Source organism: Mesorhizobium sp. W067, from assembly GCF_054719525.1.
Genome location: NZ_JBTTII010000001.1, coordinates 1,693,225 through 1,712,133, shown reverse-complemented (window position 1 = coordinate 1,712,133; position 18,909 = coordinate 1,693,225). Strand labels below are relative to the sequence as shown.

The 18,909-nt window shown below is 62.7% G+C and carries 15 protein-coding genes; 4 read left to right on the top strand and 11 right to left on the bottom strand.

Features of this window, described 5'->3' with window-relative positions:
* Nucleotides 1–42: 42 nt before the first annotated feature.
* Entirely contained in the window at nucleotides 43–1,287 is a 1,245-nt protein-coding gene (kynU, locus tag ACYG97_RS08410; protein ID WP_023734361.1) for a kynureninase, read from the bottom strand.
* 166 nt (nucleotides 1,288–1,453) lie between these two features.
* Between kynU and ACYG97_RS08405 the strand changes: the two genes are divergently transcribed.
* Both ACYG97_RS08405 and lexA read left to right on the top strand, forming a co-directional pair.
* On the top strand, nucleotides 1,454–2,218 hold the full coding sequence (locus ACYG97_RS08405; RefSeq protein ID WP_023734360.1) for a GntR family transcriptional regulator: 765 nt from the start codon (nucleotides 1,454–1,456) through the stop codon (nucleotides 2,216–2,218).
* 205 nt (nucleotides 2,219–2,423) lie between these two features.
* Entirely contained in the window at nucleotides 2,424–3,206 is a 783-nt protein-coding gene (gene lexA, locus ACYG97_RS08400; protein ID WP_023715817.1) for a transcriptional repressor LexA, read from the top strand.
* On the opposite strand, the gene ACYG97_RS08395 is transcribed toward lexA, so the two are convergent.
* Together ACYG97_RS08395 and arr are read right to left on the bottom strand one after the other, a co-directional pair.
* Nucleotides 3,200–5,656 (bottom strand): ComEC/Rec2 family competence protein, encoded by a 2,457-nt coding sequence (locus ACYG97_RS08395; protein WP_023734359.1) that lies wholly within the window; start codon nucleotides 5,654–5,656, stop codon nucleotides 3,200–3,202. The two genes, lexA and ACYG97_RS08395, sit on opposite strands and share 7 nt — an antisense overlap.
* Nucleotides 5,657–5,768: 112 nt before the next feature.
* Nucleotides 5,769–6,185 (bottom strand): NAD(+)--rifampin ADP-ribosyltransferase, encoded by a 417-nt coding sequence (gene arr / locus ACYG97_RS08390; RefSeq protein WP_023696562.1) that lies wholly within the window; start codon nucleotides 6,183–6,185, stop codon nucleotides 5,769–5,771.
* A 462-nt stretch (nucleotides 6,186–6,647) separates the two neighbouring features.
* Between arr and gltX the strand changes: the two genes are divergently transcribed.
* Both gltX and gltA read left to right on the top strand, forming a co-directional pair.
* Nucleotides 6,648–8,072, top strand: a complete 1,425-nt coding sequence (gltX, locus tag ACYG97_RS08385) for a glutamate--tRNA ligase (protein ID WP_023734358.1) — start codon at nucleotides 6,648–6,650, stop codon at nucleotides 8,070–8,072.
* Between the two features lie 181 nt (nucleotides 8,073–8,253).
* On the top strand, nucleotides 8,254–9,585 hold the full coding sequence (gltA, locus tag ACYG97_RS08380) for a citrate synthase (RefSeq protein WP_023671037.1): 1,332 nt from the start codon (nucleotides 8,254–8,256) through the stop codon (nucleotides 9,583–9,585).
* Between the two features lie 171 nt (nucleotides 9,586–9,756).
* On the opposite strand, the gene lpxB is transcribed toward gltA, so the two are convergent.
* From lpxB to ACYG97_RS08340, 8 genes are all read right to left on the bottom strand, one after another.
* The gene (gene lpxB / locus ACYG97_RS08375; protein ID WP_023700725.1) at nucleotides 9,757–10,935 is read right to left on the bottom strand and encodes a lipid-A-disaccharide synthase; all 1,179 of its coding nucleotides are present in this window, start codon (nucleotides 10,933–10,935) and stop codon (nucleotides 9,757–9,759) included.
* On the bottom strand, nucleotides 10,925–11,827 hold the full coding sequence (locus tag ACYG97_RS08370; protein WP_023700726.1) for an LpxI family protein: 903 nt from the start codon (nucleotides 11,825–11,827) through the stop codon (nucleotides 10,925–10,927). The genes lpxB and ACYG97_RS08370 overlap by 11 nt, the downstream gene beginning before the upstream one ends.
* On the bottom strand, nucleotides 11,814–12,647 hold the full coding sequence (gene lpxA / locus ACYG97_RS08365) for an acyl-ACP--UDP-N-acetylglucosamine O-acyltransferase (RefSeq protein WP_023734357.1): 834 nt from the start codon (nucleotides 12,645–12,647) through the stop codon (nucleotides 11,814–11,816). The genes ACYG97_RS08370 and lpxA overlap by 14 nt, the downstream gene beginning before the upstream one ends.
* Before the next feature lie 15 nt (nucleotides 12,648–12,662).
* A complete protein-coding gene (gene fabZ, locus ACYG97_RS08360) occupies nucleotides 12,663–13,115 on the bottom strand; it encodes a 3-hydroxyacyl-ACP dehydratase FabZ (protein ID WP_023671033.1) in 453 nt (150 codons plus the stop codon).
* A gap of 1 nt (nucleotide 13,116) precedes the next feature.
* Nucleotides 13,117–14,175, bottom strand: a complete 1,059-nt coding sequence (gene lpxD / locus ACYG97_RS08355) for a UDP-3-O-(3-hydroxymyristoyl)glucosamine N-acyltransferase (RefSeq protein ID WP_023671032.1) — start codon at nucleotides 14,173–14,175, stop codon at nucleotides 13,117–13,119.
* 77 nt (nucleotides 14,176–14,252) lie between these two features.
* Nucleotides 14,253–16,619 carry an outer membrane protein assembly factor BamA gene (bamA, locus tag ACYG97_RS08350; RefSeq protein WP_023734356.1) on the bottom strand — a complete coding sequence of 789 codons (2,367 nt, stop codon included), beginning with the start codon at nucleotides 16,617–16,619 and terminating at the stop codon, nucleotides 14,253–14,255.
* Nucleotides 16,620–16,836: 217 nt separating this feature from the next.
* Nucleotides 16,837–17,979, bottom strand: a complete 1,143-nt coding sequence (gene rseP / locus ACYG97_RS08345) for an RIP metalloprotease RseP (protein WP_023734355.1) — start codon at nucleotides 17,977–17,979, stop codon at nucleotides 16,837–16,839.
* A 103-nt stretch (nucleotides 17,980–18,082) separates the two neighbouring features.
* Nucleotides 18,083–18,898, bottom strand: a complete 816-nt coding sequence (locus ACYG97_RS08340; RefSeq protein WP_023696555.1) for a phosphatidate cytidylyltransferase — start codon at nucleotides 18,896–18,898, stop codon at nucleotides 18,083–18,085.
* Between the last annotated feature and the right edge of the window lie 11 nt (nucleotides 18,899–18,909).

The following is an 18,909-nucleotide window of genomic DNA, read 5'->3' as shown; positions in this document are numbered from 1 at the left end:
CGGAAAACCGCTTCACACTTTTCCTGAAATTGCTCTAGTTTCTCACGTAACCGCGGTCTTCACCGCGAAGCGGGCGTCCTGCCAGGCGCCGGTGCGCAAAATATCCTCCAGCGCTTCGACCGCCTGCCAGACATCGCCATAACCGACATAGAGCGGCGTGAAGCCGAAACGGATGGTCGACGGCGCCCGGAAATCGCCGATCACGCCGCGCTCGATCAGCGCGCGCATCACCTGATAGCCATGCGGATGGAGGAACGACACCTGGCTGCCGCGCTGGCTGCCGTCGCGAGGACTTTCCAGTTCAAGCCCGTAGGCGCCGCATCTGGCTTCGACGAGCTGGATAAACAGGTCGGTCAGCGCGATGCTTTTTCTGCGCACCGCCGCCATGTCGACGTCGTTCCAGATATCGAGCGCGCCTTTGAGCGCCCGCATCGACAGCACCGGCTGCGTTCCGCACAGGAAGCGGCGGATCCCGCTGCCAACGGCAAAGCCCTGCTCGAAGGCAAACGGCCGCGCATGGCCCCACCAGCCGCTGAGCGGCTGGCTGATATCTCCATGGTGGCGCTCGGCCGCGTAGATGAAGGCCGGCGAGCCCGGGCCGCCATTGAGGTATTTGTAGGTGCAGCCGACAGCGAAATCGGCATTGGCACGGTCGAGTTCGACCGGCAAGGCACCGGCGGTGTGGCAGAGATCCCAGATGATCAGCGCGCCGGCGTCATGTGCCTTGCGCGTCAGCGCCGCCATGTCGCGCAACTGGCCGGATTTGTAGTTGACATGGTTGACCAGGATGACGGCAACGCTGTCGTCGATCAGGTCCTCGATTGCGGCCGCGTCGACGCCCTCCAGCCGCAGCCGCGTTCCCGGCCGGGTCGAGGCGACGCCTTCGGCCATGTAGAGGTCGGTCGGGAAACTGTCGCCCTCGGCAACGATGACCGACCGATCCGGCCGCATGCCGAGCGCTGCGTGCAGCAGCTTGTAGATGTTGATAGAGGTTGTGTCGCAGACCACCGTCTGCCCATCAGCCGCGCCGATCAGTCGCCCGAGCTGATCTCCGAGTTCCACCGGCATGTTGAACCAGCCGGCGGTGTTCCAGGCGCGAATGAGGTCGTGCGCCCATTCCTGCGTGGCGGCCTGCTGCAGTTCGCTGAAGACGACCGCTGACGCGGCGCCCAGGGAATTGCCGTCGAGATAAATCACGCCTTGCGGCAAGACAAAGCGTTCGCGCATGGGGCGCAGCGGATCGGCGGCATCCATTGCTTCGATTGCAGCGAGATCGGGTGTCATCATGATCCGGCGCCCCTCCATGGACAAACGCGCGCGGCGGAGCCTGCCCGCCCAAACATGCCGTCGACTTTGAGTGGTCGCCCTTGAACTGTCAACATTATATATAATTCACCCATTGAAAGGCTTTGATATATAATGCTCAGCCGAGCGTTTTGTCTGATGGATCACGATGCTGGATGACGAGCAGACCTCGAAGACGGAAGTGGCCTATCGCCTGCTCAGGCGCGATATTCTTGCGACCCGGCTGGCGCCTGCCGCGCCGTTGAAGCTGAGCACGCTGCGCAACACCTACGGCATCGGCTGGACGCCGTTGCGCGAGGCGCTGTCGCGGCTGGAGGCGGAACGGCTTGTGACCGCCATCAGCAACCGCGGGTTTGCGGTCGCTCCCGTCTCTCTGGCGGAGCTCGAGGATTTGGCGCGTGCGCGGCTCGTGGTCGAACTGCCCCTGCTGGTGGAATCGGTCGAGAAGGGCGACCGCGAGTGGGAAGACGCGGTCGTTGCCGCCCACTATCGTCTCTCACGGTGCGGGTCTGTTCTCGACGATCCATCGGATGATGCGGTCGACGCGTGGTACGAAAAACACGATGCCTTCCATGCGGCGCTGCTCAGTGCCGCGACATCCAGCTGGCTGCTGCGCTTCAATGCAACGATTTCCGACCAATTGCATCGCCATCACCGCTTTCTGGGTCTGGCCCCCACGCTGCGCGCCGCCGCCGGCCGCACGGATGGGCACCGGAAGGCCGTGGCGGCCCTGCGCGACGCCGTGGCGATCGAACACCATACCGCCCTGATGGAAGCGGCCCTCGATCGCGACGTCGAACGTGCGAAAACTCTGATGACCGCTCACATCGGCTCCACGCTGCAGGTCTATGCCCAGAGCGAACCCGGCGCGGATGCTGCGCAGCCCCGTCCGAAAGGGAAGCGGCGATCGTAACCGACGACGCAGGGCACTTTGTCTTCGTTTCACCCCGTTGCTGGCAACTGGGCGCAGGCGGCGCTCGCAGCGCCGAACGTTACGCTGAACATAACGTCAACACATTCATTAAACTTTAAAAGGTTGCGGAACACAACTGGAACAGATAGTGTTTGTTCTGGGTTTGTTTTTTCCGATTCTGGTTTCAGAACCCTTGGGGGCCGCGATGCTGACGCGCAAACAACATGAGCTTCTGATGTTCATCCATGAACGCCTGAAGGAGAGCGGAATCCCGCCGTCCTTCGACGAGATGAAGGAAGCGCTCGACCTCGCCTCCAAGTCCGGCATCCACCGACTGATCACAGCGCTTGAGGAGCGCGGTTTCATTCGCCGGCTGCCGAACCGGGCGCGCGCGCTGGAAGTGCTGCGGCTACCCGACTCGATCGCACCAGGCCTCAACGCGGCGAGGAAGTTTTCGCCGAGCGTCATTCAGGGCAGTCTTGGTCAAGCCGGCCAAGGGCAAGGCGGCCAGGGACAAGGCGGGATGGGCCAAGGCGGTCTCGGCCGCCAGATCAAGCCGGGCTCGCCGTCGCGTTCGATGTCTGCCGGCAATGACGATGCCGTTTCCTCGATTTCAATCCCGGTGATGGGACGCATCGCCGCCGGCGTGCCGATCGACGCCATCCAGCATCAGACCCATTCGATCTCGGTGCCGCCCGACATGATCATGGGCGGCGAACACTACGCGCTCGAGGTCAAGGGCGATTCGATGATCGAGGCCGGCATTTTCGATGGCGACACGGTCATCATCCGCAATGCCGACACAGCCAGCCCCGGCGAGATCGTGGTGGCGCTGGTCGACGATGAGGAAGCGACCCTGAAACGCTTCCGCCGCAAGGGCGCCTCGATCGCCCTGGAAGCCGCCAACCCGGCCTACGAGACCCGCATTTTTGGACCGGACAGGGTGAAGGTGCAGGGCAAGCTTGTCGGATTGATCCGGCGCTACTGAGCCGGCTTGGGTTTGTACTTTTCACGCTGGTTGTAAGGCGGCAGGCCGCGCGCTTCGCGGGAGAAGCGGCGCTGCTCGTGCCAGGGGCGATACGGCTTGTCGACGGCGAAGCGGATGGTTGGCGCTGCAGCTGCCGATTGCGGATCGAAGAAGACGGCGGCGCTGCCGTCGCGGGCCAGCTGTTTCTTCGTCACGACCAGCACCAGCGGGTCGCGGCACGGATTGTAGGCCGTGGCGTCATCGATGACGATCAGGCTAGCGAAGGCACAGGCCGGCCGCGCCGTCTTGCGGTCTTTGGCAAGGGCTACAATGGCTCCGGAAGGGTGTCGGGCGATACAGAGATCGCCCATGCAATAGAAGGGCGACCCGGGCGGCAGATCGAGCGGATCGAGATCGAACCGCGTATCTGTTGCCTCGAAAATCTCGGGCGGGATAATGGTTTCGGCCCGCAGCGCCCGTTTCCAATTGTCCGTGGTGAATTCGTTGGAGCCTTCGCGGTTGAGGGCGAGTTCGCCGCCACCGATCGGCATGGCCACCAGATGCGCATCCTCGGATATGAGCACGTCGGGCGTAAGCACCTGCGGCACCGTCAACAGGCCGGCCAGCGCGAAAGGCACGGCCGCCAGCCTGAGCCAGGTGGTGGCCATGGTGGCGATGACGAGGGCGACCGCCACCAACAGCACCGAGCGGATGGAGATCAGCCCGACGGCGTCGACCGGCGAGCGCTCGGAAATCCAGGCCGATATAGCGATCATCGCCATCAGACCCTTGCCCATCACATAGAGGAACGGCCCGTCGGCGCCGAACGGCATCGCCAGTGCGCTGAGCACGGCAAAGGGCATGACGATCAACGAAACAATCGGCATCACGGCCAGATTGGCGATCAGGCTGAGCGGCGACACACGCTGAAAATGCCAAATGGCGAACAGCAAGGTTGCACTGCCGGCGATGATCGAGGTCATGGCGAGGCCGCCCATGGCCAGCGCGAATTTTCGCGACAGGAAGCCGACGAAGGAGCGCTTTGCCGGCGGCGTTCTCACCTTGTCGGCGCGGTAATCGGCCCAGCCGGCATAGGCGCCGACAAGGGCGGCGGTGGCGGCAAACGACATCTGGAAGCTGGGACCGACCACCTCGTGCGGCGACACCAGGATGACGGCAATGGCGGAGATCGCCAGATTGCGCATGGTGAGTGCGGCGCGATCAAACAGCACGGCGACAAGCATGACCGCCAGCATGATGAAGCTGCGCTCGGCGGCAACCACGACGCCTGAAATAACGAGATAGGCGGCGATCGAGACAAGCGCTGCCGCGGCCGCATATTTCTTCACCGGCCGGCGCGATGAGAAATCGGGAAACAGCGCAAAGGCGCCACGCAGCAACGCCATGATGGTGCCGGCAACCAGCGCCATGTGCAGGCCGGAGATGGAGATGATGTGGTAGATGCCGGTGCGCCGCATCGCTTCGTTGACCTCGTCCGGGATGCCGGCGCGCACCCCGACAATCAACGCCGCGGCAATCTCGCCTTCGGCGCCGCCGATCTTGCCCCTGATATGGTCGGCAATGTTTTCGCGCGCGTTCTCGATTGCCGAGGAGAGCCGCGCGGCCAGCGGCGGCGGTCCCTGCGTAGCAATGGTTTTCGGATTGCCGAGAAAGAAGCCGCTGCCGCCGATACCGGTGAAATAGCTGTCGAAGGAGAAATCGTAGCTCTCCGGCCGCACCGGACCGGTCGGCGGCAACAGCCTGGCATAGCCGGTGATCAGGGAGCCGGCGGTCATATCGGCGGGAACGGTCCGCGCCGAGAGCCTGACCCGCTTCGGGGCGTAGCGCAACTCGGGGTAAGCGGTCGAAACCACGTCAAGCGTCAGCCTGATGCGCCCGCTCTCCATCTGTTCGAGACTGACGACGCGGCCGGTCAGCCGTGTCTGGATCTCGGAGCCGAGCATCTGCGTTCCGGCGCGCCAGGTCTCGACCTTGGCGGCGACGACGCCGAGCGCGCACAGCATCGCGGCCATGCAGAACAGATGCGTCCTCGGCCGAGGTCGCGTGGCGACAGCGCAACATGTCGCCAGCACCACAATGGCGATTGGCTGCGCAAAGCCGGGCTCGCCGGCCAGCGAGAAATAAATGATGACGCCGGCCGCCAGGAAAACCGGCACCAGCAGGAAGGCGACGCCCCGGTCGAGCTCCGTGTTGGCGGCCGCGGCAAGGCTGCGGCGGAGCGCGGGCCATGACGGACGGCGAAGCCGTCTGCGCAGGCGGGCGATAGATCCGGGCGCTGTGACTTGCGCCGGCAAGGCGTGACCGGGCAGCGCAGGCGCGACGCCGGGATGCGGCTCAGGCAGCGCGAGGGGCAGCGGCTCGGCATAGGGACTATCGGCAAACAGCGAGCGTTCGCTGACGCTTGCCTCGGCGCCTTCGCCTTCCTTCGTGCCCCGGCCACGTCCAGCCATCGGGTCTGCCCCTTGCGCCCCAGACCTCCTATGCTACATGAACGCGCAAAGCGCGAAAGTCCGTGCGGTCGCGTCCACCGCGCCGGAATTGACCATCACTCGCCAAGGACGCTCAATCCTCAATCATATCCCGGCCCTCCGCCCTCAGGCGAGCAAGCCCATCGTGCATTGCCTTCAATTGTTCGGGTGTATGACCCTGCCATTCAGCGAGCTCCCCCAGGATGAGTAACGGATCACGGGAGCGGTAGGATTTCGTCGGATTACCGGGAAATTTTTTATCGGTCAGGTTAGGGTCATCCATGAAAAACCCCGTCGGCTTTACGATGTAAATCCTTTGACGACCGTCACCCGTTGCAAGCTCTGCTCCCCAGATGGCGGCTTCCAGTGTCTGGGTGAAATAGATCCATGACAGTGGTTTACCTCTGAAATTGGAAGGGTGGCCGACGCTCAGCAGATCCCCGGGTTTCAAATCCGCCCGGGTGCCATGGTAGAACGGATCACCCTCCGTATGGTCAGCGTTTCTGGTCATCGGTAGTCCTTCTTTCAATCATGCTTCCTTAGTGGCGAGACCGGACTGCACACAGTTGCGGTGTTCACGATAATGATTGCAGAAAGGTCAATATGCGTGACCAAGCCAACGCTGTCACGGCGGCTTTGTAGTCGGGCAGTGCCGCCTCCGTGAAGAAATGTCCGCTCGTCAGAGGAGACTACCACCGTCGCAGCGATGTTCCAGGCACTGTGACGGACGCTGCAGCCGAATGAAACCCAGACATTGACGCTGCTGCCAAATGAGGTTGCGCGGAGGTGCGAACAGATTTTGTGCTACAAGGCTCCGGCGCCCGTTGACGCAACCGATAATTGGCGACGTGCCCCGGCCTCATCCAGCCATCGGGTCTGCCCCTTGCGCCCCAGACCTCCTATGCTACATGAACGCGCAAAGCGCGAAAGCCCGCGCGATCACGCCCCGCTTTCCAAGGTTCCCGAGAGTTCCATGTCCTACACGGTCGTCACCCGTTTTGCCCCCTCGCCCACCGGCTATCTGCATATAGGCGGCGCGCGCACCGCACTGTTCAACTGGCTGTACGCCAAGCACACCGGCGGCACGATGGTGCTGCGCATCGAGGACACCGACCGCGAACGCTTCAACGAGGCGGCGACACAGGCCATTCTGGATGGGCTGACCTGGCTCGGCCTTTCCTGGGACGGTGAGGCCATATCGCAGTTCGAGCGCGCGCCACGCCACCGTGAGGTGGCCGAGGAGCTGGTGCGCCTGGGCAAGGCCTATTACAGCTACGAGACCCCTGCCGAGCTCGAGGCGATGCGCGAGGCCGCACGCGCCAAGGGCTTGCCGCCGCGCTACAATGGCGCGTGGCGCGATCGTGCCCCCTCGGAGGCGCCTCCCGGCGTCAAGGGCGCCATCCGCATCAAGGCGCCGACCGAGGGCGAAACCGTGGTGCACGACCGTGTGCAGGGCGAGGTGCGCTTCCCCAACAAGGACCTCGACGATTTCATCATCCTGCGCTCGGACGGCAATCCGACCTACATGCATGCCGTCGTCGTCGACGACCATGACATGGGCGTCACCCACATCATCCGTGGCGACGACCATCTGACCAACGCCGCGCGCCAGACGGTGATCTACAACGCGATGGGCTGGGACGTCCCGTCGATGTCGCATATCCCGCTGATCCACGGCGCCGACGGCGCCAAGCTGTCGAAGCGGCACGGCGCACTCGGTGTCGAGGCTTATCGCGCCATGGGCTATCTGCCCGAGGCACTGCTCAACTATCTGGCGCGGCTCGGCTGGAGCCATGGCGACGACGAGATCATGTCGATCAAGGACATGATTTCGTGGTTCGACATCGGCGATGTCAACAAGGGTGCGGCGCGTTTCGACTTCGCCAAGCTCGAGTCAATCAACGGCGCGCATATGCGCAAGATGGCCGATACCGAGCTGTTCGACATTTTCGTCGCCACTCTGCCATACCTCGAAGGCGGATCTGCTATCGCCGCCCGTCTCGACGACGCCAGGAAGGCGCAGCTGCTGGCCGCCTTGCCGGGCCTGAAAGAGCGCGCCAAGACGCTGGTGGAACTGGCCGATGGCGCGGCCTTCCTGTTCGTCGAGCGGCCGCTGCCGATCGACGAGAAGGCGGCAGCACTGCTCAGTGCCGACGCGCGCGCGATCCTGCGCGGCGCACATGCCGCTTTGCAGACTGTTTCGGGCGATTGGTCGGCTGCCGCGGCTGAAGCCGCAGTGCGCGAGTTCGCAGCGGCCGGCGGCCACAAGCTCGGCGCCGTGGCCCAACCGCTCCGGGCGGCCCTTACCGGCCGTAGCACCTCGCCCGGCGTGTTCGACGTGCTTGCCGTGCTTGGCCGCGAGGAAAGCCTGGCGCGGATTGCGGATCAAATCGATTAGGAGCGAGCTGGCCCAAAAAGATTGGCATTGAAAGGCGGGTTTCGCAGTGCAACATTAGGCCTTGGCCCAATCAGGCACGCACCTCCCAAAATGCGGTGGCGAGTTCGCGCATTCCGGTGATTTCGACGTGTCGTTTGCAGGAATTGCCTTGCCGGCATGAGGAACATGAAGGAGTTTGAGAATGAGCGAAGCTGCGACGAGACTGGAAACCGGCAGCAAGACGACGCACCCGTCGACTGCCACGCTCGAACTGGCCGGCAAGACGCATGAATTCAAGGTGCGAAGCGGGTCGGTCGGGCCCGACGTCATCGACATCGGTGCGCTCTACAACACCACCGGCGCCTTCACCTACGATCCCGGCTTCACTTCGACGGCGAGCTGCGAGTCGGCGATAACCTTCATCGACGGCGATGCCGGCATCCTGCTTCACCGCGGCTATCCCATCGACCAGCTGGCCGAGCATGGCGACTTCCTCGAAGTCTGCTACCTCCTGCTCTACGGCGAACTGCCGACCAAGGCACAGAAGGACGATTTCGACTACCGGGTGACGCGCCACACCATGGTGCACGAGCAGATGTCGCGCTTCTTCACCGGCTTCCGCCGCGACGCGCATCCGATGGCTGTGATGTGCGGCGTGGTCGGCGCGCTGTCGGCCTTCTATCACGACTCCACCGACATTTCGGACCCGTATCAGCGCATGGTCGCCTCGATGCGGCTGATCGCCAAGATGCCGACGATTGCGGCCATGGCCTACAAATACCATATCGGCCAGCCCTTCATTTACCCGAAGAACGAGCTGAACTTCGCCGCCAACTTCCTGCATATGTGCTTTGCGGTTCCGTGCGAGGAATACAAGATCAATCCGGTGCTGGCGCGCGCCATGGAGCGGATCTTCATCCTGCATGCCGACCACGAGCAGAACGCCTCGACCTCGACCGTGCGGCTTGCAGGCTCGTCGGGCGCCAATCCGTTCGCCTGCATCGCCGCCGGCATCGCCTGCCTGTGGGGCCCGGCGCATGGCGGCGCCAATGAGGCGGCGCTCAACATGTTGGGAGAAATCGGCCATGTCGACCACATCCCGGAATTCATCGCCCGCGCCAAGGACAAGAACGATCCGTTCCGGCTGATGGGCTTCGGCCATCGCGTCTACAAGAACTACGATCCTCGTGCGAAAATCATGCAGAAGACGGCGCATGAGGTACTCGGCGAACTCGGCATCAAGGACGATCCGCTACTCGACATCGCCATGGAGCTGGAAAAGATCGCGCTGACCGATTCCTACTTCATCGAAAAGAAGCTCTATCCGAACGTCGATTTCTATTCCGGCATCACGCTGAAGGCGCTGGGCTTCCCCACCACCATGTTCACCGTGCTGTTCGCGGTCGCCCGCACCGTCGGCTGGATCGCGCAGTGGAAGGAAATGATCGAGGACCCGCACCAGAAGATCGGCCGCCCGCGCCAGCTCTATACCGGCGCCCCGGAACGCGACTACGTGCCGATTGCGAAAAGGTGAAAGAGAGTGAATGGTGAATGGTAAGTAGTGAATAGCATGTAGTAAGTAGCAGGTAGTAAGTAGCAGCTTGATTATAGCGAGAGCGCATTAATCACTATTCACTATTCACTATTCACTATTCGCTATTCGCTATTCACTATTCGCTATTCACTATTCATCGTTCACTCCTTACTAAGCCCTATTCGCTCTCCCGATGTGGCGAAGAACGACATCGGCGGCGATGTCGCCGGAGGGCCTGTCGGTGGCCATGCGTCTGGCAACCTCGCCAAAGCCGTCCTTTTGCCAAGCGCGGTAGGCGGTGTCTGAGAACAGTGCCTCGAGCTGCCGCGCCAGATAGTGCGGCCGCACATACTGGTTGTAGCTTTCCGGCACGACCGGCCGGTCGGCAATAAGGTTGGGCAAAGCAGCGCTCCACACCGTGATCAGGCTCTGCGCCATCAGCATGATCGGATCGAACTTGTAGCAAGAGACCATCGGTACACCCGACATCGCCAGTTCCAGTGACACCGTTCCAGACGCGATCAGCGCCGCATCGGCCTTGCCGAAGGCCTGCCATTTGCGCTCGGGATCGAGGATAATTTCCGGCTCCTGATCCCAGCGCGCCACCGATGTTTTGACCAGTTCGGCGACATGCGGCACCGTCGGCAGCAACAGCCGCAGCCGGTGGCCACGCGCGCGCAGCGCCGACACCGTCTCGCCGAACGGACCGATAAGCCGGCTCACCTCGCCGCGCCGCGACCCTGGCAGGACGAGCAGCGTCTTGACGTGATCGGCAGAGAGATCGCGTGGCTGGGCTTGCGCCCTGGCCGCGCCCTGCACGCCTGGATCATGCGTGAGGCGATGTCCGACGTAAGTGCCGGGCGGGCCGCCGAGACGGCTGAGCTCCTTTACCTCGAAAGGCAGGATGCACAGTATGTGGTCGACATAGGGCTTCATCGCGGCCGCCCTACCCGGCCGCCACGCCCAGACGCTCGGGCAGACATAATGGACGATCGGGATCGACGGATCGGCGGCGCGGATCTTTTTGGCGACGCGCAGCGAGAAATCGGGGCTGTCGATGGTGATCAGACAGTCGGGTTTTTCGGCGGCGACAGCACTTGCCGTCTGGCTGATCCGCCGCATCAGGCGCGGCAAGTCACGCAGGATGGCGCTGAGCCCCATCAGCGCGATCTCGGCGCCGTCGAACAGCGGCGCCAGTCCGAGCGCCTGCAGATGCCGCCCGCCAGTGCCGACGAGTTGCACCTCGCGCCCGGTTATGCGCTTTAGCGCCTGCACGATGTCGGCGCCCAGCAGGTCGCCGGATTCTTCGCCGGCGACGATGGCAATCTTCAGCGGCTTCTCAGCTGCCATGGACAGACTCCGCAGCCGGCAGGCCGAACACGAACAGGCCGAGCGCATTGGCGCGCGCGACAACGGCGGGGCCTTCGAGGATGAGCGAACGGCCGGCTTCGACGGCAATGCCGGCGAGCCCCGCGGCATGCGCCGCCTCGACGGTCCGGGGGCCGATAGATGGCAGATCGGCACGCAATTCCTGGCCAGGCTTGGCGCATTTGACCAGGACACCGCGCGTCTTGCCGGCCAGCCTGCCATGGCCGCGCAACTGCTGCGTCCGCTCGAGCAGTCCGTGGGTGCCCTCGACGCCTTCCAGGGCAACAGTGCGGCCACCGATGGCAATTGCCGCCTGACCAATGTCGAGCGCGCCGATGGCCTTTGCCGCCGCATGTGCCGCCTCGATATCGCGCCAGTCGGACTTTCGCGGCACTGCTTTGGTCAGCGGCCCTTCGGCCGCGACGAGCCGGGGCACGACTTCATGCGCACCGACAACCTTGACGCCCCGTGCCTCCAGGCCGCGGGTCAATATCTTCAACAGCCCGTCATCGCCGCGGGCAAGCGCCATGGCGAGCGAGGGTATAAGTGCCAGTAGCCCAAGGTTCGGACGCATGTCGACCAACCGCGGCCTGCGCCTGATCTCGCCGGCAAGCACAAGATGGGTGATCCGCCGGCGCCTCAGCAACGCAACCAGCGAGCCGATGTCTTCCAGCGCAAGGCTTTCATGCTCATAGATTGTGAGGTCGGACTGACGGTCGGCCTGACCTTCGACCAGGATGATGACGGGCGGATGTCCGGCCTCCGCCAGGCCGGCGGCAACTTCGACCGGCAAGCTACCGCCGCCGGCAATGATGCCGACCCTGGCGTCCGGCGCAAGATCGAGGCCCGTTGAAGTGGCCTCAGCCTTCGTCATCGGCATCGTCGCCGTCGCCACCCTTAAGCGACGGGACGGCAAAATGCCGCTTGCCGCGACTGGTGATGAAATCGATGATTTTCATGGCCGTCGGCGACGACGCAAACTCGGCCTTGGCGAATTCGATGTTCTCGCCGACAGTGCGGGAGCGGTCGAAGATGGTCTTGTAAGCCTTGCGCAGCAGGTAGATTTCGGCGCGCGGCAACCCGGCGCGCTTCAGGCCGATGATGTTGAGTCCACGCAGGCTGGCGCGATTGCCCACCGCAATGGCGTAGGGAATGACATCGCCGACGAAAGCCGAGCAGCCGCCGAGAAAGGCGTTGTCACCAACACGCACGAACTGATGAACGGCGCTGAGGCCGCCAATATAAACGCTGTCACCGACCTCGCAATGGCCGCCCAGGGTCGCGCCATTGGCGAAGGTGGCGTTTTTACCGACGACGCAATCATGGGCAATGTGGGCATAGGCAAGGAAATTGCCGTTGTCGCCGACGGTCGTCTCGCCGCGGCTGGAATCGGTGCCGAGATGCATGGTCACGCCTTCGCGGATCGTGCAGTTCTGGCCGATGACCAAAGTGGTGCGGCCGCCCTTGTGCTTGGTGTTCTGCGGCGGTCCGCCCAGTGTCGCCATCGGATAGACCTTGGTCGCGGCGCCAATGGTTGTCGCGCCCAGCACCGAGACATGGCTGACCAGTTCGACGCGGTCACCGATCACGGCGTCAGCGCCGACGTAGCAGAAAGGTCCTATGGAGGCGCCTTCGCCGATCTGCGCGCCGGCCTCGATGACGGCCGAGGGGTGGATTGAAGTCTGTATTTTCATGAGCATTTCGAACCGTCAGCCGGTAACCATCATTGCCGAGATCTCGGCTTCGGCGGCCTTTGTGCCCTCCACCATGGCCTCGCAGGCGAATTTGAGCAGGTTGCCGCGCATCTTGATTTTCTTGACGTGGATCTTCAACTGGTCGCCCGGGACGACCGGTTTGCGGAATTTCGCGTTGTCGATGGTCAGGAAATAGACCAGCGACGGCTTTTCCGTGTTGAGGTTACGGATGCAGATCGCGCCGGCCGTCTGCGCCATAGCCTCGACGATGAGCACGCCCGGCATCACCGGCTGATCCGGGAAATGGCCCTGGAAATGCGGCTCATTGATGGTCACGTTCTTGATGCCGATGGCAGAATCATTGCCGTCGATATCGATGATGCGGTCGATCATCAGGAAGGGATAGCGATGCGGCAAAAGCTTCATCAACCCCAATATATCGACCGCTTCGAGCGTCGCCGGCACCATCTCAGCTACTTCCCCCTTCGCCCTGCTTGCGCGTCCTGGCAAGCTTCCTCAGCATGGCGATCTCACGCATGGCTTCCGCCATCGGCTGCGCCGGATAGCCTCCCCAGATCTCGCCCGCCGGCACGTTGCTCATGAACCCGCTTCTTGCAGCAAGCTTGGCCCCTGATCCGATGGTCAAATGATCGGCAAGGCCAACGCCGCCCCCCATGGTGACACCGTCGCCGACGGTGACGGAGCCGGAAATACCAGAGAGCCCGGCAATAATGCAATTGCGGCCGATGCGAACGTTATGGGCGATCTGCACCAGATTGTCGATCTTGGTCCCCTGACCGATGACCGTATCCGACATGGCGCCGCGATCGACGGTCGTGTTCGAGCCGATTTCGACATCGTCCTGAATGATAACGCGGCCGACCTGCGGCACACGCTCAGGGCCTTTGGCGCCGCCGACAAAGCCGAAGCCGTCCTGGCCGATCCTGGCGCCGCCATGAATGATGACGCGGTTGCCGATCAGCGCGTACTGGACGCTGACACCTGGTCCGATATAGCCGTCGCGGCCGATCTGGCATGACGGACCGATAACGGCGTGGGGGGCAATGACCGTTCCGCTGCCGATGGAAGCACGCGGGCCGACGACGGCTCCGGCCTCGATGATCGCGCCTGCCTCGATATGCGCCGTGGTATCGACATGAGCTTGCGGCGAGACCCCGGTTTCGCTGGTCATCGGTCCCGGCGTCGCCGCCGTCGGGAACAGCAGCCGGCCGATCATGGCGAAGGCCTGCTGCGGGCGCGGATGCACCAGAACCGCAATGCCGGCCGGCGCCTTGCCGGCGAACTCGGCGGGACAAAACACGGCCGCCGCCTTCAGCGACTGCATCAGCGCGAAATTGCGCTTGCCGTCGACGAAGACGAGCGCACCCTCGCCGCCTTCATTGGCTGGCGCCAAAGCGTCGATCGATATGTGGGCAAGATCGGAATCGACGAGCGATGCGCCGGTCAGATTCGCGACTTCGCCGGCCGTATACCGGCGTGATGGCGCGAAGAACACCGGATCGGTCATTCCAGAAGCAATATCCAGCTAGGTCGGATCAATTCTCTTCCGGACCCCAACGGCCCGGAAGCATCGTTACCGCAAGATCAGAAGCGGCTCGACATGCCGAAGTTGAATTCCTGCACGTCGTCGGTCTTTTCCTTCTTGACGGGCATCGCGTAGTCAATGCGGATCGGGCCAAAAGGCGATGACCACAACAAGCCGACACCAACCGAAGCGCGCAGTTCCAAGTCGACTGACCCCTGATTGACCAAAGGAGTGTTAATCTTGCTGCCATACAGCGTTGCGGCATCGGCAAACACGGCGCCGCGCACACCAAAGCTTTCCGGAATGACCGGTATCGGGAACTGGGCTTCCGCCGACGCATTGAAATAGGTGGTTCCGCCGAGGTGGTCACCTGTGTTGAGGTCCACAGGGCCAATGCCACCATACTCGAAGCCGCGGATCATGCGGTCGCTGCTCTGGAACTGATCGAAGATACGCAAGCCGTCACCGCCGAAGCCCTGGATGTGGCCGGCGCCGCCCGAGATCAGGCCGACCAGATCCAACTGTTCGGACAAGGTCTGATAGACAGTGCCACGACCGGTAACCTTGACGAATTTGGCATCACCACCAAGGCCGGCCACTTCCACAGTCGTGGTGGCGTAAATGCCTTCATGCGGGCTCTTCATGTCGTCGATGGTGTTGTAGACCAAGCCAAGACTGACGGACGACTTGATCCACGGGCTCTCCGCAATACCTTGCTTAATCGCTTCCGAGACGTCGCAATCGCCCAGCGTGCCGTCGTCGTTGTCATCGCAGTCGTCGTCGAACTTGTACTTCTCCTGGGCGATATTATACGCCAGCTGCGTCGAGATATTGTCGGTGATCGGCAGGCCGAAGCGCACCGTCGCACCCAGCGTCTCGCTGTCATAGTGGTCGTAGTTGCGCGTCTGCTGGAAGATGTCGAAGCCGGCAGCGATACGGCGCCCGAGGAAATAGGGTTCGGTGAAGGACAGGCTGTAGTCGCGCGAATTCTTGCCGCCACCGGCCGAAACCTTGATGTACTGGCCACGACCGAGGAAGTTGCGCTCCGCGACCGAACCTTCGACGGACGGACCGGCAGTGTCGCCACCGGTCGAATATCCTGCGCCAACCGAGAACTCGCCGGTCGATTTCTCGACTACGTCAACCACGAGCACGACCTGGTCTGGCTCAGAACCCGGGACAGTCGAAACGTCGACTTTCTCAAAGTAATCCAGCTTTTCCAGCCGCTTCTTCGCGCGCTGGATGAGAACCTGGTTGAAGGCGTCGCCTTCGCTCACATCGAACTCACGACGAATGACATAGTCGCGCGTGCGGTCGTTGCCGCGGATTTCGATGCGCTCGATATAGGCCTTGGTGCCCTGGTCGATCGTATAGACGACCGAAATGGTGTGGTTCTCGAAGTTGCGATCGCCGCGCGGCGTCACCTGGGCGAAGGCATAGCCCGAACCCGCGACCTTTTCGGTCAGCGCGATGATGGTGTCTTCGACATCCTTGGCGTTGTAGACGTCGCCCTTGTGGGTCTGAACCACCGATTCCAGCGCCTTCGAGTCGACTTCGGGAATGGTGCTCTCGACGCTGACGTCGCCGAACGTATAGCGGTCGCCTTCCTGCACGGTAATGGTAACGGTGTACTGGTTGGTCGTGTCGTCGAGCTCGCCGACGGCTGAGACCACCTGGAAGTCGGCATAGCCGTGATTGTAATAGAAGCGGCGCAGCGATTCCTGGTCGGCGCGGAGCTTGTCCTCGTCATAGACGTCGTCACGCAGCACGAAGGACAAGAAGCTCGAGCGCTTGGTTGCGATGACGTCGGACAGGCGGCGGCTCGAATAGGCGCTGTTGCCGACGAAATTGACAGCGGCGATCTTGGTGCGGCCGCCTTCGTTGATGTTGAAGACCACGTTCACGCGGTTGTCGCCGAGATCCATGATCTGCGTCGTGACAGCGGCGTCATCCCGGCCAATTCGCCTGTAGGCAGCCTTTACCGCCTCGACATCGGAGTCCAGCGTTGCCTGCGAGAACGTCCCGCGCGGCTTCAACTGCACGGCGACTGCCAGCGCGTTGTCCTTGAGCTTCTTGTTGCCCTGGAACAGAACCTGGTTGACGACCTGGTATTCGGCAACCTTGACTACCAGCGTCGAACCGACCTGATTGATCTGCACGTCCGAGAACAGCCCGGTGCCGAACAGCGCCTTGACCGCATCGTCGATATCGGCGCTGGAAAACGCCTTGCCCGGCTTGATCGTGATGTAGTTGCGGATGGTGTCGTCGTCGACACGCTGGTTGCCGCTGACCTCGACTCTCGAGACAACGGCTGCCTGCGCCGCAGATGTGGCAACGAACTGCACGGCGAGCGCACCTGGTACAACCAGAGCGGCGGACATAGCCACCGCGGACGCGGCGCTCAAAAATTTGGATGCTGCCTTCATCGGGCTTTTGTACCTTTTCTCGAAGTCCCCACGGCGAGAAAACCGGACGTGCGGTAATTTCTCCTACCGTATTAACCGGATTTTCCCTACACGCAAGGCTTCTGGTTAATTTGTAATTACTTAACCCTGATGCGTGGCTTTCGCGTCACGCATACCCCCGTGCATGGTAAACGGCGTCTCAACATTGCCGGTGCTGAAGCCAAATTTCTTCATGATTTCAGCACCCAAACAGATCGTTCCAGAAGACGAAGCCCATAAATCCCAGCACCAGAAAGAGGCCGGCCCGGTATCCCATTTCCATCATCCGCTCCGATACCGGACGCCGGAAAACGGCTTCGAGTGCGTAGAACAGGAGATGGCCGCCGTCGAGGGGGGGAATCGGCAAAAGGTTCAGAATTCCGATCCCGACCGACAGGCCGGCGACGAGTTGCACCAGCCATAGGAAGCCCAGCTTTGCCGCCTGCCCCGACATCTTGGCGATCTTGATCGGGCCGCCCAGCTGGCATTTGTCTTCGCGGCCGACAACGAATCGCTGCAGGAATTGGCCGGTGCGCTGAATGACGTGCCCCGTCTCCTCGACCGCGGCGCCGACTGCTCCGACAGGGCTGTAGGTGATCAGCCTGGGCTGGCCGACATCCTTGTTGTTGACGACGCCGATGACGGCCACCTTGACCTTGTTGCCCAGTGCGTCCAGCTGCTCAATCGGCTCCGGCGTCGCGACGACCGTGACCTCCTTGCCGTCGCGCAACATGGTGAAGGTGATGGCGTCGCCGCCGCGGCCTGAGACCAGGCGTTGGACGTCGGCGAAGGTCTCAACCTTGCTGCCGTCGACGGCGACGAATCGGTCGCCTGGCAAAATGCCGGCCCTTTCGGCTGGACTGCCGGCGGTGACCGCCGCCACCATCGGCTCAAACACAGGGCGGCCATAGAGGGAAAACAGCACGGCAAAGACGGCAATGGTCAAAAGGAAGTTGAACAGCGGTCCGGCCACCACCGTGGCGGCGCGTTTCCAGATCGGCTGCGTGTGGAAGGCGACCTTGCGTTCAGCGTCAGTCAGCGTTTCCAGATCTTCCGAACTCGGCTGGCTCGACGTGGCGCTCATGTCGCCGACGAATTTGACATAACCGCCGAGCGGTATGGCGCAGAGCTTCCAGCGCGTGCCGTGGCTGTCGTTGAAGCCGAGAAGTTCGGGGCCGAAGCCGATCGAAAAGGCCTTCACGCCAATGCCGCACCAGCGGCCGACCAGGTAATGTCCCATTTCGTGAATGAAGACGACCACGGTCAGCACGAACAGAAACGGCACCAGCGTGCCGAGGACAAAGCCTTCCGTGCTGAAAAACGCGTGAAGAATTTCGTTCAAGTCGTGCCCTCAAATTCACCCGCGGCAAAAGGTGTCGCCGCGACTGTGACATCAATCCAGGCGAATCCGTGGCGTGCGCCATTTCTTCGCCGTGAAATATCACTCAAGCCGGAAACAGCCCCTGCGCTGGATGATCGGCGCCCGCCGAAATCCAGCCGATCACGTATAGGGCAAAAGCCGCCGCGACAAGCCCGTCCACCCTGTCCATGACACCGCCATGCCCGGGTATCAACGCGCTTGAATCCTTGCGGCCGTGGCGGCGCTTGACCCAGGATTCGAAGAGATCGCCAGCCTGGGCAACAATCGACAGCACCAGCGCAACCAAGGCGAGGACGCCAAGATTGCCGGCCCCGGCGGCGGCAGCCAGAAGCACGCCGGCGGCCACGCCGCCGACAGCGCCGCCAAGCGCGCCGCTCTGCGTCTTGCCGGGGGATATAGATGGCGCGAGCTTGGGCCCACCGACGGAGCGGCCGACGAAATAGGCGAAGATGTCGGTCGCCCAGACCACGGCGAACAGAAACAGGATTGCGACCAGGCCGGGATGGTCGCCGCCGCGCAGCAGCGCCAGCGATAAGCCGGACAAAGCCGCGTAGGCAAGACCGGCTGCATCCCATTGCGCCGCTCCACGCATACGGGCGCCGACAGCAGCGACCACAACCATGGCCAGGACAAGAGACAGAAGCCACGATGCCGGCACGCCTGCAACCAGGGCGACGACGAAAACCAGAAGCAGCGCTTCGGGAATGAAGCCGAGGGTCGCACCGGCCAAGGGGCGCGACATGCGCGCCCATTCATAGAAGATGACCGCCGATATCCCGGCGCAAAGCAGGCGGAACCACAGCCCTCCCAACCAGGTCAGGCCAAGCGCTATTGCGGCCAGCACCAGCGCCGAGACGATGCGAAGCTGAAGATTGTTCATCCCGCCGCCGA